14 protein-coding genes are annotated in these 14,203 nt (G+C 67.0%); 8 read left to right on the top strand and 6 right to left on the bottom strand.

Features of this window, described 5'->3' with window-relative positions; translation table 11 throughout:
• Nucleotides 1-4 precede the first annotated feature (4 nt).
• From AC1ROX_RS16845 to AC1ROX_RS16835, 3 genes are all read right to left on the bottom strand, one after another.
• Nucleotides 5-568: a hypothetical protein gene (locus AC1ROX_RS16845; protein ID WP_493127141.1), complete on the bottom strand. Its 564-nt coding sequence runs from the start codon at nt 566-568 to the stop codon at nt 5-7.
• An 11-nt stretch (nt 569-579) separates the two neighbouring features.
• Complete coding sequence (locus AC1ROX_RS16840; RefSeq protein ID WP_493127139.1) at nt 580-2,094, bottom strand: 3-hydroxyacyl-CoA dehydrogenase; 1,515 nt, start codon at nt 2,092-2,094, stop codon at nt 580-582.
• A 73-nt stretch (nt 2,095-2,167) separates the two neighbouring features.
• Nucleotides 2,168-4,075, bottom strand: a complete 1,908-nt coding sequence (locus AC1ROX_RS16835; protein WP_493127137.1) for a propionyl-CoA synthetase — start codon at nt 4,073-4,075, stop codon at nt 2,168-2,170.
• Nucleotides 4,076-4,168: 93 nt separating this feature from the next.
• Between AC1ROX_RS16835 and AC1ROX_RS16830 the strand changes: the two genes are divergently transcribed.
• From AC1ROX_RS16830 to AC1ROX_RS16820, 3 genes are all read left to right on the top strand, one after another.
• Nucleotides 4,169-4,756, top strand: coding sequence for a hypothetical protein (locus AC1ROX_RS16830; RefSeq protein ID WP_493127135.1), 588 nt, complete (start codon nt 4,169-4,171; stop codon nt 4,754-4,756).
• 78 nt (nt 4,757-4,834) lie between these two features.
• Complete coding sequence (locus AC1ROX_RS16825; RefSeq protein ID WP_493127133.1) at nt 4,835-5,803, top strand: Bug family tripartite tricarboxylate transporter substrate binding protein; 969 nt, start codon at nt 4,835-4,837, stop codon at nt 5,801-5,803.
• 54 nt (nt 5,804-5,857) lie between these two features.
• Nucleotides 5,858-7,750: an acyl-CoA synthetase gene (locus AC1ROX_RS16820; protein WP_493127132.1), complete on the top strand. Its 1,893-nt coding sequence runs from the start codon at nt 5,858-5,860 to the stop codon at nt 7,748-7,750.
• Here the strand turns inward: AC1ROX_RS16820 and AC1ROX_RS16815 are convergent.
• Nucleotides 7,747-8,661 (bottom strand): LysR family transcriptional regulator, encoded by a 915-nt coding sequence (locus AC1ROX_RS16815; protein ID WP_493127130.1) that lies wholly within the window; start codon nt 8,659-8,661, stop codon nt 7,747-7,749. The genes AC1ROX_RS16820 and AC1ROX_RS16815 overlap by 4 nt on opposite strands.
• Before the next feature lie 98 nt (nt 8,662-8,759).
• Here AC1ROX_RS16815 and AC1ROX_RS16810 point away from each other — a divergent pair, with 98 nt between their 5' ends.
• The 5 genes from AC1ROX_RS16810 (at nt 8,760) to AC1ROX_RS16790 (ending at nt 13,272) form a co-directional block, all read left to right on the top strand.
• Nucleotides 8,760-9,620: a TauD/TfdA dioxygenase family protein gene (locus AC1ROX_RS16810; protein WP_493127128.1), complete on the top strand. Its 861-nt coding sequence runs from the start codon at nt 8,760-8,762 to the stop codon at nt 9,618-9,620.
• An 89-nt stretch (nt 9,621-9,709) separates the two neighbouring features.
• Nucleotides 9,710-10,705: a tripartite tricarboxylate transporter substrate-binding protein gene (locus AC1ROX_RS16805; RefSeq protein ID WP_493127126.1), complete on the top strand. Its 996-nt coding sequence runs from the start codon at nt 9,710-9,712 to the stop codon at nt 10,703-10,705.
• 68 nt (nt 10,706-10,773) lie between these two features.
• The gene (locus AC1ROX_RS16800) at nt 10,774-12,159 is read left to right on the top strand and encodes an SrfA family protein (protein WP_493127124.1); all 1,386 of its coding nucleotides are present in this window, start codon (nt 10,774-10,776) and stop codon (nt 12,157-12,159) included.
• 95 nt (nt 12,160-12,254) lie between these two features.
• Nucleotides 12,255-12,980 carry an AzlC family ABC transporter permease gene (locus AC1ROX_RS16795; RefSeq protein ID WP_493127122.1) on the top strand — a complete coding sequence of 242 codons (726 nt, stop codon included), beginning with the start codon at nt 12,255-12,257 and terminating at the stop codon, nt 12,978-12,980.
• Nucleotides 12,964-13,272, top strand: coding sequence for a hypothetical protein (locus tag AC1ROX_RS16790; protein ID WP_493127120.1), 309 nt, complete (start codon nt 12,964-12,966; stop codon nt 13,270-13,272). Before AC1ROX_RS16795 ends, AC1ROX_RS16790 begins: the two co-directional genes overlap by 17 nt.
• 3 nt (nt 13,273-13,275) lie before the next feature.
• Here AC1ROX_RS16790 and AC1ROX_RS16785 read toward each other — a convergent pair whose 3' ends face one another.
• Complete coding sequence (locus tag AC1ROX_RS16785) at nt 13,276-13,455, bottom strand: YdcH family protein (RefSeq protein ID WP_493127118.1); 180 nt, start codon at nt 13,453-13,455, stop codon at nt 13,276-13,278.
• A 129-nt stretch (nt 13,456-13,584) separates the two neighbouring features.
• On the bottom strand, nt 13,585-14,148 hold the full coding sequence (locus tag AC1ROX_RS16780; RefSeq protein ID WP_493127116.1) for a TIGR02444 family protein: 564 nt from the start codon (nt 14,146-14,148) through the stop codon (nt 13,585-13,587).
• Between the last annotated feature and the right edge of the window lie 55 nt (nt 14,149-14,203).

Here is a 14,203-nt window from a genome sequence, read left to right as displayed (position 1 = left end):
GTCCCTATTTGACGGTCGGACAGGCCCGCGTCGGCAGGCGCGAATCGCAGACGCTCACGCTCTCGATGTACTTCTTCATCGTCTCAAGCTGCTCGGGCGACGGCACCGACCGTACGGCGCGCTGCACGACGTAGACGCTGTCGTTGCCCTTGATCGCCTTCACCATCGCGGCCTCCGGCTTGCCCGTCGAAGCCACCAAAGGACAGCGCACCAGGATCGACGCGGACTCGTAGCCGTTCACCTTGCCGGTCGTGATCGGCGTTGCGGTGCTGCCTTTGCAGGCATCGGCCCACTGCTTTCGCATGGCCGCGAGAAAAGGCGACGGGTCGAGATCCTTGCGGCCGAAGAAGACCTGGACCGTCACCATCTCGGTCCAGTTCTCCACCGTCTCGCCCGCCGGCACGAACTCCTGCATGTTCATGCCGTTCTTCGAGTCCTTGAAGCCGAGCTTGAAGCCCTGGGGCAAGCCCACGAGCAGGTTCTCGTCCTTGAGCTGGGCATGGGCGGGAGCGCCGAGGCAGGCCGCCACCGCAACGCCGAGCACCGTCGTCCAGAAGCGTCCCGTCATACCCAATCTCCTTACTCCACCGTCGTCGCGCTGAGGCCCAGCATTGCGCGGCGGCGCAGCCACTGGCTCGGGCGGTAGCGGTCGTCGCCGGTGATCGCCTGGATCTGCACCAGGATCTCGTGGCACTCCTTGACGCCCAGCCAGTCGGCCAGCGCCAGCGGACCGCGCGGATAGTTGAGGCCGAGGGTCATCGCCGTGTCGACGTCGGCCGCGGAGGCGATGCCGATCATCGCCATCTCGCAGCCGAGATTGGCGATCATCGAGACCATGCGCTGGGCGATGAAGCCCGGCGAGTCCTTGATCACCGTCACCTTGGTGCCGGACTTGGCGAGCAACGCCACCGTGGCGTCGCGGATGGCGGGATCGAAGCCCGGCGCCATCATGATGGTGATGCGCTTGGACACATCGCCCGTCAGGTCGACCGCGACGGTGCGCTTCGGATCGAGGCCGAGTTCGATCGCCGTCGTCGTGCAGTCCTTGCCGATGGGCGCCACGAGGATCGGGCTCTTGCCATCGTCGGCCGCCAGCATCTTGGCGCCGTCGCCGTTCACCAGGCTCAGCAGCTTCGTGTTGTGGGTGTCCATGATGACGACGCTCGACGCCGGCACATGCGAGGTCGGATGGTCGGCGCCCGCATCGATCTTCGCGCCCTTCTCGTCATAGCCGTACCAGCCGCCGCCGGTCTTGCGGCCGAGCTTGCCCGCTGCATAGAGGCTCTCGTGATAGGGGCTCGGCGTCATGCGCCGGTCATGGAAGAAGCCCTCGTAGATGATCTTGCGCGCCGGGAAGTTCACGTCGATGCCGGTGAGGTCCATCAGCTCGAACGGGCCCATGCGGAAGCCGCAGGTGTCGCGCATCACGGCGTCGACCTGCGACGGCGTCGCCCGGCCTTCCTGCATGATGCGCAGGCCCTCGGTGCCGATCGCCGTGCCACCGAGATTGACCAAGAAGCCCGGCGTGTCGCCCACGACCACGGGCACCCTCGTCTGGCGCTTGCCCAGCGCCACCATGGCGTCGACCACCCACTGCGCGGTGTCTGCCGCGCGGATGACCTCGACCAGCTTCATCAGCGGCACGGGATTGAAGTAGTGCATGCCGCAGACGCGGTCGCGATGCTTCAGCGAGCGCGCGATCGAGGCGATGCGGATCGACGAGGTGTTGGAGGCCAGGATGGCGTCGGGCGCGATCACCGCCTCGAGCTCGCCGAACAGTTTCTGCTTCACCTCGAGATTCTCGAACACCGCCTCGACGACGACGTGGCAGCCCTTGAGGTCCTCGACCTTGTCGGCGACGCCGAGATTGGCGTCAGTCTTGGCGAGGTCGGCATCGGTGAGACGGCCCTTGGCGACGAGACCCTTCAGCGTGTCGAGGATCGCCGCCTTGGCCTTCGCTGCACCGCCGGGTGCGGCGTCAAACATGATCGCCTTCATGCCGCCCTGCGCGGTGACCTGCGCAATGCCGCGCCCCATGGCACCCGTGCCGACGACGCCCACGGTGAGATCGGGGCGGTTGATATCGAGAGTCATACTGCGTTCCTTCTACTCTGCTCAAATTCTTTGCTGGGGGCGCGCCACTCCAGTGGCGCGCCCCCAGCGATGACTAATTCTTTGTCGCAAACCCTGCGCCTTTCAGCCCGTCCTTGATCTCATCCAGCACCGCCGGATCTTCGATCGTAGCCGGCAGGGTCCATGGCTGGCTGTCGGCCATCTTCTGCATCGTGCCGCGCAGGATCTTGCCGGAACGCGTCTTGGGCAGGCGCTGCACGACCAGCGCGCTCTTGAAGAAGGCGACCGGGCCGATCCGGTCGCGCACCATCTGCACGACCTCGCTGGTGATCTCCTGCGATGGCCGGTTGACGCCGGCCTTCAGCACCAGGAAGCCGAGCGGCACCTGTCCTTTCAAATCGTCGGCAATGCCGATCACCGCGCATTCGGCGACGTCGTTGTGCGCGCCCAGCACTTCCTCGATCTGTCCCGTCGAGAGGCGGTGGCCGGCGACGTTGATCACGTCGTCCACGCGCGTCATCACCGAGACGTAGCCGTCCTGGTCGATGAAGCCTGCGTCGCCGGTTTTGTAGTAGCCGGGGAACTCACTCATGTAGCTCTGCTTGTAGCGCTCGTCGGCGTTCCAAAGAGTCGGGAAGGTTCCCGGCGGCAGCGGCAGCTTGCCGGCCAGCGCGCCGACCTCGCCCGGCTTCATCGGCTTGCCGTTCTCGTCCAGCACGTCGAGATGCCAGCCCGGCGACGGCACCGAGGTCGAACCGAGCTTCACCGCCATCGGGTCGAGGCCCTGGAAGTTGCCGCAGATCGCCCAGCCGGTCTCGGTCTGCCACCAGTGATCGACCACCGGCACGCCCAGAAGCTTCTGCGCCCATTCGACGGTCGGCGGATCGCCGCGCTCGCCCGCCAGGAACAGCGTGCGGAACCTGGAGAGGTCGTACTGCTTCAGCAGCTTGCCCTCCGGGTCTTCGCGCTTGATCGCACGAAAGGCGGTCGGCGCGGTGAACAGCGCCATCGCCTTGTGCTCGGAGATCACGCGCCAGAAGGCGCCGGCATCGGGCGTGCCGACCGGCTTGCCTTCGTAGAGGATGGAAGTCGCGCCGTGGATCAGCGGCCCGTAGACGATGTAGCTGTGGCCCACGACCCAGCCCACGTCCGAGGCGCACCAGTACACTTCGCCCGGCTCGACGCCGTAGAGATTCTTCATCGACCAGGCGAGCGCCACGCAATAGCCGCCGGTGTCGCGCACCACGCCCTTGGGCTGCCCGGTCGTGCCTGACGTGTAGAGGATATAGAGCGGATCGGTCGCCTTCACCGGCACGCACGGCGCAGGCTGCGCTTTTGCGAGCGCCTCGTTCCAGTCGAGGTCGCGGCCGGCCACCATCGTTGCCGCGCATTGCGGCCGCTGCAGCAGGATGACCCGCGGCACCTGGTGCCTGGCCTGCTCGATCGCCTGATCGACCAGCGGCTTGTACTGCACGATGCGCGTCGGCTCGATACCGCACGAGGCGGTGAGGATCAGCTTGGGCGCGCAATCGTCGATACGGCTGGACAGTTCCTTGGCCGCGAAGCCGCCGAACACCACCGAATGGATGGCGCCCAGTCGTGCGCAGGCGAGCATCGCCATCACTGCCTCAGGGATCATCGGCATGTAGAGGATGACGCGATCGCCCTTCCCGACGCCCTGCGCCGCGATCATGCCGGCGATGCGCGCCACCTGGTCGCGCAGCTCGCGATAGGTGAAGGTCTTCTTGGTGTGGGTGAGCGGCGAATCGTAGATCAGCGCCGCCTGGTCCGCGCGCCCGCCTTCGACATGCCGGTCGAGTGCGTTGTGGCAGGCGTTGAGCTCGCCGCCCTCGAACCAGCGATAGAAAGGCGGATTGGTGCCGTCGAGCACCTTGTCCCAGCGCTTCGTCCAATCGATCGCCGCGGCCTGCTCCGCCCAGAAACCTTCCGGGTCGCTCAGCGAGCGTGCATGCACGGCGCGATACTTGTCCCCGACGGCCATGGTGTTTCTTCTCCCTTGTCGCAGTCAGGATTAACGCCCGCCATGGACGGCGGCAATCCGGATGTGGGACGATGGCGCATACGGAGGATTTCGATGCGCAGACATTTCCTGGCAAGCCTGATGGCCAGCCTTACGGCGACGGCATTCCTGGCAGCCACGGCCACTGCCCAGACACCGGCACAGCCGCAGATACCCACGTTGACTGTGGCTGCCGGCCCGGCGACCGCAGCGCCGGGTTGGATCGACTACAAGCCCGAGGGCGGCCGCTTCCGCGTCGACATCCCGACGCTTCCGAAGATCGCCATCGTTCAGGTGCCGATCGGTAACGGCAACACCGTGCCGATGACCGAAGCGACCTCGATCGTCCGGCAAGTCGCCTATGTCGCCTCCTATACCGACTATCCCAACACCGTCACCAAGGGCGCAGCCGCCGAGGTGATCCTGAACATGGTGCGCAGCGGTGCGGGCCAGGGCGCCACCATCCGCGACGAGAAGAAGCTGCAGCTCGGTCGCGCCGAAGGCCGCGAGTACATCGTCGTGCAGAGCAACGGGAGTGTCGCCATCACCCGCACCTACTGGTCGCGCGGCCGCCTCTTCCAGCTCGTGGCCGAGGGCAAGCCCGGCATCGAGACCCAGGCCGCGACACGCCACTTCCTCGAATCCTTCGCGCTGGTTCAGTAACAAGGCCAGTAACGAGGCTGTCGCCGCTCTCCGCCTCTCGCTATCCTTCCGGCAACAAAATGTTCCTGGGAGGGAACGATGGTCGGTCGCCGTGAGGTGACGCTGGGCGGGCTTGCCGCGCTGGCGTCGACGCGTGTGCAGGCTCAAACCACGAATTGGCCGGCCAAGCCGATTCGCCTGATCGTGCCCTACGGGCCCGGCGGCTCGGCCGACCAGGTGGCCCGCCTCTATGCCGAGAAGATGAGCGCGTCGCTCGGCCAGCAGATCATCGTCGAGGACAAGCCCGGCGCCTCGGGCGGCGTCGGCGCCCAGATGGTCGCGACGGCGCCTGCCGACGGCTACACGCTCCTCCTCTCGCCGACCGCGATCATGGCGATCACGCCGGCGGCGCGGAAAGTGCCGTACAATCCCGAGGACCTCGTCCCCGTCGCACGCCTGTCGACGCCGATCCTCGTCGTGACGCTGACCAATGCGCTGGGCGCCAGGAGCTGGGCCGAGTTCGTGGTACTCGCCAAGGCGAACCCGGGCAAATACTGGTTCGGCTCCTCGGGCCTCGGCACCATCACCCATCTCACCGGCGAGGTGCTGACGCGCGCCGCCGGCATCCAGATGCAGCATTCGCCCTATAAGACCATCGTCGATGCGACAGGCGACGTGTTCGACGGCCGCATCCAGATGGTCTTCGACCCCTCCTTCGTGCCCTACGCCAAGGCCGGCAGGGTATTCGCCGCCTTCGTCGACCAGCCAGCGCGTCTGCCCGACTTGCCGAACACGCCGACCACAGTGGAGGTCGGCCTCGATCTCAAGGGATTCCGCGCCCGTAGCTGGTTCGGCTTGTTTGCGCCGAAGGGAACGCCCGAGCCGATCCTGAAGCGATTGTCCGATGCGGCAGCGCAGACGGCCGCGACGCCGGACATGAAGGAGAAATTGCTGCTCGTCGCGCAGAATGTGGATCATCAATCCAATGTCGACTTTGCGCGGCAGGTGCGAGAGGACCAGGTCTACTTCGCCCAGCTGTTGAAGGACCTCGATATCAAGCTGGAATAGGCGCGGCGCCCTGTGAGACAGTGCCGCCGCACAGGGAGGCAGACGGAAGCGATCATGGCCAAGCGCAAGACGGGAAAAGGCAGCAGCAAGTCGAAGGCTCCGGCCAAGCGCAAGGTCGCCGCCAAGGCGAAGAAGCCTGTCCGGCGGGTCGCCAAGAAAGCGGCACCGAAGAAGGCCGCCTCGCCGAAGAAGGCGCCTGCTCCCAAGAAGCTCGCCACCCAGAAGCCGATCGCCCGTCCGGGCCTGCGCCGCTCGGTCAAGAGCCGTACGTCGGTGACCCGCCTGGCCTCGCCGCGTCCGGTCTCGCACAAGACCGTCCTCGCCGCGCAGAACATCTACGAGCGCGATCTCGACAGGACACAAGCCAACTATGCGGCGCTCACCCCGCTCCAGTTCATCGAGCGCACCGCCAGCGTCTATCCCGACCACGTCGCGCTGATCCACGGCGAGCGCCGCCAGAGCTGGGCCGAGACCTATGCGCGCTGCCGTCGCCTCGCCTCGGCGCTGGTCAAGGTGGGCATCGGCGTCGGCGATACGGTGGCGATCATGGCGGCCAACATTCCGGAGATGTACGAGGCGCATTTCGGCGTGCCGATGACCGGCGGCGTGCTGAATTCGCTGAACACCCGCCTCGATGCGGCGATGGTCGCCTTCATCATCGACCATAGCGAGACCAAGGTGTTCCTGGTCGACCGCGAGTATCATCGCGTCGTCACCGAGGCGCTGGCGATCGCCAGGACCCAGCCGCTGGTCGTCGACATCGACGATCCCGAATGCGAGGACCGCGCGCAGATCGGCGACACGACCTGGGAAGAGTTCATTGCCGACGGCGATCCCGATTTCGCCTGGTCCTATCCGTCCGACGAATGGAACGCGATCACGCTCAACTACACGTCGGGCACGACCGGCAATCCCAAGGGCGTGGTCTACAGCCATCGCGGCGCCACGCTCTCGTCCTACGGCAATGCCACGCAATGGCCGATCGGCCTGCACCCGGTCTATCTCTGGACCCTGCCGATGTTCCACTGCAACGGCTGGTGCTTCCCCTGGACCCTGGCGCTGGTCGCCGGCACCTCGGTCTGCCTGCGCCGCCCGGCGGCCAAGTCGATCTTCGACGCGCTGGCCGACAACGATGTCAGCCACATGTGCGGCGCGCCGATCATCATGCAGCTCATCATCAACGCGACCGACGCCGAGCGCCGGCCGCTGGAGCGCAGGGTCGAGTTCATGACCGCGGCCTCGCCGCCGCCCGCCGCCGTGCTCGAGGCGCTGGAGAAGCAGAATTTCCGCGTCACCCACGTCTACGGTCTCACCGAGGTCTACGGCCCGGCCACGATCTGCTCCTGGCACGAGGATTGGGATGCGCTGCCCGCGCACGAGCGCGCCCGGCTGAAGGCGCGCCAGGGCGTGCGTTATGCGGCCCAGGACGGCGTGACCGTGATGGAACCCAAGACCATGAAGGAAGTGCCGCGCGACGGCACGACCATGGGCGAGGTGATGTTCCGCGGCAACATCACCATGAAGGGCTATCTCAAGAACCCGGCAGCCACGCGCGACGCTTTCGCCAACGGCTGGTTCCACTCCGGCGATCTCGGCGTGATGCACGAGGACGGTTACATCGAGCTGCGCGACCGCTCCAAGGACATCATCATCTCGGGCGGCGAGAACATCTCGACCATCGAGGTCGAGGGCGTGATCATCGCCCATCCCGCCGTCGCCAATGCCGCCGTGGTCGCCAAGCCCGACGAGAAATGGGGCGAGACGCCCTGCGCCTTCGTCATGCTGAAGCCCGGCGCCACGGCCACGGCAGAGGACATCATCGCCCACTGCCGTGCCAATCTCGCCGGCTACAAGTGCCCGCGCTATGTCGTGTTCCGCGACCTGCCGATGACTTCGACCGGCAAGGTGCAGAAGTTCGTTCTCCGCGAATGGGCCAAGGCGGCCTAGGCCGCTGCTTTGGTCTTGCCGGCGACGGCTCTCAGGATCTGGATGAAGGCGCGCGCCGCCGGGCCGCGTTCGTTGCGCCGGAAGGCCGCCGCGAGCTCGGAGATGATCGGCGTCCCGCTCATCGGCCGGTAGGCCAGTCCCGGCAGGCGCAGGCATTTGCTCATCGACGCCGGCACCACCGCGACACCCAGCCCGAGCGCGACCAGCCCCACGACCGCGAAGAGATTGCGGCCATAGATGTCGATGCGCGGCGTGAAGCCGCCACGCTTGCCGAAATCGATCGTGTGCTGCCAGTAGCTGATGCCGATGCCATGGTCGGCCGTGATGAACGGCGTGTCGGCGAGGATCGATGGGTCGATCGCCTTGCGCCGCGCGGCCGGATGGTTCGCCGGCAACGCCAGCACGATCGGCTCGCGCATCAGCGTCAGATCGGTGAGGCCCGGCCCGTAGTCGATGGGCGGCCGCACGAAGCCGATGTCGATGCGCCCCTCCTCCAGTTCGCGCAACAGCACCTTCATCTCGAGTTCGCGCACGCGGACATCGACGTTGGGATGTTTGGCGCGGAAGGCATGGACGGTGGAGGAGAGCACGTCGGTGTAGATCGCGGTGGTCACGATGCCGACCTCGACGATGCCCATCTCGCCGCGGCCGGCGCGCCGCCCGACCGTTTCCGCCCGCTCGACCTGGCGCAACGCGACGCGCGCCTCTTCAAGAAAGAGCAGGCCGGCGTCGGAAAGCTCGACCGTGCGCTTGGTGCGATGGAACAGGACGGCGCCCAGCATGCGCTCCAGCGACTGGATCTGCTGCGTGAGCGACGGCGGCGCGATGCCCAGCCGTTCCGCGGCGCGCGTGAAGTGGAGCTCTTCGGCAACGGCGATGAAGTAGCGTAGGTGCCTTGTGTCGAGGGACATGGCTTATCTTAGGTAAATCCTAATTATATGCCATTCACAATATAGTAGCGCCTAAGATCGGACTGGCTTCTAGTTCTCCTGCAAGACGGGAGGAAACAATGCAAATCGAAGTTCTGCCGACGAATGCCGGACTGGGCGCCGAAGTCCGCGGCATCGACATGCGCAAGCCGCTCTCGGCCGAAGAGCTCGAGGCGTTCCGCGCCGCCTGGCACCGTCACGTCGTGCTTCTGGTGCGCGACTGCCCGGTGAACGACGAGCAGCTCATCGCCTTCAGCCGCCAGTTCGGCGACCTGCAATTCTCCCCCAGCACCGAGGTCACCGAGAAGTTCGGCGAGTTCGGCGCCGTCGCGCCCGAGATCACCGTCGTGTCCAACATCCTCGAACAGGGCAAGCCGATCGGCACGCTGGGTTCGGGCGAGGCCTTCTGGCACACCGACAGCTCGTTCATCGATACGCCCGCCGCCTACAGCATCCTGCACGGCATCGAACTGCCGTCAGCCGGCGGCAACACCGAGTTCGCCGACATGTACAAGGCCTACGACTCCCTGCCGGAGGCCCTGAAGAAGCGCATCGAGGGGCTGAAGGCGATCCACAGCTTCACGCACACCTCCTCCGGCGTCCTGCGCAAGGGCTACGAAGAGATCACCGACGTCAGCAAGGCGCCGGGCGCGCATCATCCGCTGGTCCGCGTCCATCCCGAGACCGGCCGGAAGGCCTTGTTCCTCGGCCGCCGCCTCAACAGCTACGTGCTCGGCCTGCCCGTCGAGGAGAGCGAGAAATTGCTCGACGAGCTGTGGTCCTACGCCACGAAGCCCGAAAACACCTGGAGCCATGCGTGGCGTCCCGCCGACACGGTCATGTGGGACAATCGCTGCGCCATGCACCGGCGCGACGCCTTCGATGCGTCGCAGCGGCGCCTGCTCCATCGCACCCAGACGAAGGGCACACGGACTTCCTGAGCCGCCGCCGACGGAAGCACGGTTTCGACAACCCCAATCAACGAGGACATCAGCGGCACAAAGAAAGACGTAAAGGGAGGAAAACAAGAATGCGGCACTTTGCAGTCGGCAAGGCGCTGGTCGCACTCTGTGCGATCGCGTCTTTCTTCGCGTTGCCCCTGCCGGTACAGGCGCAGAACTATCCGAATCGTCCCATCACCATCGTGAGCCCGTTCGCCGCCGGCGGCCCGAGTGACGCCGTCACACGCGTCATAGCGCAGTCGATGTCCGAGAATCTTGGCCAGCCGGTGCTGATCGACAACACCGCCGGCGCCGGCGGAACGATCGGCACGGCCAAGGTCGCCCGCGCCACGCCCGACGGCTACATGCTGCTGCTGCACCATATCGGCCACGCCACGAGCGTCGCGCTCTACAAGAAGCTGCCCTACGACCCGATCGCCGACTTCGCGCCGATCGGCATGGTCGCCGTGGTCCCGAGCGTGATCAGCACGAAGAAGGACCTCAAGCTCGAGAACATCGCGGGGCTGGTCGAGTATCTGCGCAAGAACGCCTCGACCGTCATCGTCGGCGATGCCGGAATCGGCTCGGCCTCCCAACTCTGCAATTTCCTGCTCGCCGAGACTCTCGGCGTGAAGCGCTTCGAGTCGGTGAGCTACAAGGGCACCGGCCCCGCCATCAACGACCTGCTGAGCGGCCAGTACGACATGCTCTGCGACCTCGTCTCGATCGTCTCGACCTACATCCAGTCGGGCCGCCTCAACGGCTATGCCGTCACGACGGTCGGGAAGGTCCCGACCCTGCCTCAGCTTCCGACCCTGGACGCGTCCGGCTTCGCAGGGTTCGACTTCAGCACCTGGTACGGGCTTTACGCGCCCGCCGGCACACCCGAGCCGATCATCGCAAAACTCTCCGAGGCGCTGGCCCATGCCCTGCAGGATCCGCAGGTGAAGGCACGGCTGGAACCGCTGGGCGCCGAACCCTATCCGGTCAGCCAGGCCACGCCGGCGGCACTGCGCACCTATCTCAAGTCAGAGATCGATCGCTGGACGAAGATCCTGCGAGCCGGGGGAGTCCAGCCAAACTGACGCGGCCCCTGCGGCAACAACGGCAAACCATCGCGCCGCCATAATCGCCGGGCTAGTTTCTGTATCCCATGCCCGGCGAAGCAACGCTCATCGTGACGACCCGCAGCGGCGTGCGCCCCCTGGGCGTGCGCGGCGAGCCGTTGCACAACGCCGCGCCCCAGCTCCGCCGCGTCGTGCGCCGGCGGCTGGGCGACGAGGCCGCCGACCTGCTGGCCGATCCCCAGCTCCATGAAAACGACCAGGGCATCGACTGGTACGCCGGCTGGTCCGGCCCGGTGCGCGCCGTCAGCGATCTCGCGCCGGCCGAGCGCGACGCGGTGCTGGCCGCTGTCGAGCGCACGCTGGCCGAGATCCGGCGGCTGGGCGACATGCTGGCGGGCCACGGTCCGAAGGAAGAGACCGGCGTCGTCGGCCTGTCGCTGAAGCTCGCGGCGCGCGCGCCCTCTCCCTCCTTCGTCTTCCTGGTCGGTGATCGTCCTGTGATCGTCGCCTGGGGCTACGAGAAGGAAGCGGCCAACGCGCTCCTGCCGCTCGCCCTGCCGCGCGTGCCCGAGGCACGCGCGGCCAATGCGCAAATCCTGGAGCGGCGCCCGGTCCTCGAAGCCGCGCAACGAGCGCCGGTGTCCACCCTGCCTGCCGTCATTCCGGCCGCCGGCATTCCCTGGTGGCGCACGCTCGCCGCCGCCCTGCCGCTCCTCCTGCTCCTGCTGGCGGGCGCCTGGGCGTTGCGCGGCCTGCTGCCCGTCCCGCCCGACGTCGCCATCGCCACCCTCGAGGGGCCGGACGCTCCGCCGGCGCCGGACGCCCCGCCCGATCCGTTGCCCGCGCTGAAGGCCTCCTACTCGGCCGAGCAGTCGCGCGAGCGCGTCCTGAAGGTCGAGCTGGGGCTCGCCGAGGCGGAACTGAAGCGGCGCATCGCCGACTGCAAGCCAGCCGAGCCGCCCAAGCCGCCGCAGGTCGCCGTCGCGCCGCCGCCCCCACAACCACCCGCTCCCGCCCCTGCGCCGCCGAAGGTCGCACCGCCGAAGCCTACCCCCGCACCGGCGCCGGCACCGCAGCCGCGCAACCCGGCCGACAATCGCCTGCGCCTGCCCAACGCGCCCACTAACGACTATTCCTTCATGCAGGGTTGCTGGCGTACCGATCCGTTCCGCCACGAGACGGGCCAGATGCAGCCCGGCATCTCGTCCTACTGTTTCGATGCCGGCGGCGGGGGCCAGCTCGAATGGCGGCGCGGCCGCACCGCCTGCCGCACGCGCGCCCAGGCGCGGTTCGAGGGCGCCGTACTGCGCCTGCGCGACGCCGACTCGACCTGCAACGACGGCTCGCGCTGGTTCGCCGACCAGCTCGTCTGCCAGCGCGGCGCCGACAATGTCGCGATCTGCAGCGGCCAGTCGCGCAACGCCTATGGCGCGCCCGTCACCTGGTCGGTCAACCTGCACAAGCTGAACTGACCCGACTAATGGGCGGCTGAGGTAAACTCGGTTCCGGGGCGGTTAGGCCTCCCCTAGAGTGCGCGCCGCACCCCCATCTTCATCCGGTAGTTTCAGTGTCCCTTTCCGCGCGCGTGACGTGGCGCAGTTTTCAGGCCGGCGCCCTGCGCATGATCTTTCCCGGCCTTGCTTCCTTCCCCTTCGGCATCGGCTTCGGCGTCGCCGCGGCCCAGAAGGGCCTCAGCGCCTTCGAGACGACCTTGATGAGCTTCACCGTCATGGCGGGCACCAGCCAGATGGTGGCGCTCGACATCTGGGCGCAGCCGCTGCCGCTGATCGCGCTGGCCGTCTCGGTGTTCGTGGCCAATCTGCGCTATTTCGTGATGGGTGCGGCACTGCAGCCGCACATGCCGCATCTGCCGTGGTGGCTGCAGCCGCCGGTCTGGTACGTCACGGTCGACCAGAACTGGGCGGTCAACATCGCGGAGTATCGCCGCGGCCACGGCGATCTCGGCAAGTTCCTGGGCGGCGGCTTCATCATGGCTTGCATCTGGTCGGGCTCGACCTTGGCCGGCCACCTTGCGGCCGGCGGCATCCTCTCCGACCCCACGATGGCGCGACGCCTCGGCCTCGACTTCGTCGGTGTCGCGGTCTTCGTCGTGGTGGCCACCATCCTGTTCCGCGGCAAGCGCGACGTCGCCCCGTGGATGGTGGCGATCGCAGCCGCCCTTGCCGCCCGATGGGTGATCGGCGGCAACTGGTACATCGTGATCGGCGGCCTGGCCGGTGGACTCTTCGGCGCGCTGCGAGACCTCAGGAGAGACAATGTCCGCCAGTCCTGAGAATCTCGTCGCGATTTTCGTGATGGCGCTCGCGGCGATGGCCGCCAAGGGCGGCGGATTCATCGCCATGCGCTGGCTTGGCCGCCATCGCTTCGTGACCGCATTGCTCGATCACGCGCCCGGCGCCGTGCTGGTGTCGGCCGCGATCGTGCCGCTCACGCAGACGGGCGGCGCGTTCGTGGTCGGCGCGGTTGTCGGCGCCGTGCTCACCCGCAAGGTCGGAGGGTTCACCCCCGGCCTGTTCGGTGGCGTCGGCGCCGTGGCGCTGGCCCGCTGGGCGGGCCTCACCTGAAGATTAGTGGGATGTTGGCTCGCTGAGCCTGACGATCTCGTCCTTGATCATGAGCTTGCGCTTCTTGAGGCTGCAGATCGCATCGTCGTCGGGATGCGGCCTCGAATTCTCTTGCTGGATCGCGTGCTCAAGATTGGCGTGCTTGCTCTTGAGCGCTTCGATGTGATGGTCCGCGGTGCTCATATCGGATACCTCCGAGTTTGTTGACGGGGACGAGAGAACTCTGACTCCGACATTGGGGCGGTGTCACGCCAAATCAACCGATCCATCAACCGGTCGTTAAGAATTGTGCATAACCCTGAAACAGACCGCTCAGGCCGCCAGGCCCACGGCCTCCGCGACTTCCAGCGGCGCGAGCGCGGGAAACGTCGCACGCATCAGGGTTGCGACCGCCTTGCGGTCCTCGTCGTCGGGCACCACCCCGAGGCACACGGCATAGACGCCGAGATTGCCCACGGCGGCGCGCAGGCGCTTTTCCGGCAGCCGGTCGCGGTCGGCGGGTGGCGTGTGCAGGCCTGCCAGCTTGAGTTGCTCGGCATGCTCGGCCGCCAGTTCCGCATCGGCGACGCGGCGGCGGACGGCGTCGACCGTCTCGGGCAGGGCACCGGGCCAGACCTTGTCCTTGAGCCGCCGCCGCATCTCGCGCAACGGCTTCACGACCTCGGACTGCCAGGCGTCGCTTGCGGCGAGGATGGCGCGCAGCCGGTCGGCGGTCAGGGTCGGCCGGCCCGAGGCGCCCAGCCAGCAGCAGAACAGCAGGACGTTGACGTCGCAGCCGCGCCGCTCCTGCAGGTCGAGGCAGGCTTCGGCCACGCCGTCGCCGGCATAGATCTCGAGCGAGAAGTTCCAGAACGGATGGGGGAGAAAATCCGACACGGTTGCCTGTGACTTGCTGGGGGCCTTTGGGCGCTTCCCTTTGGGCGGGCTACGG

Source organism: Reyranella sp. GW821-FHT14A01, assembly GCF_058803965.1.
This window is presented reverse-complemented; position numbering and strand designations above follow the sequence as displayed.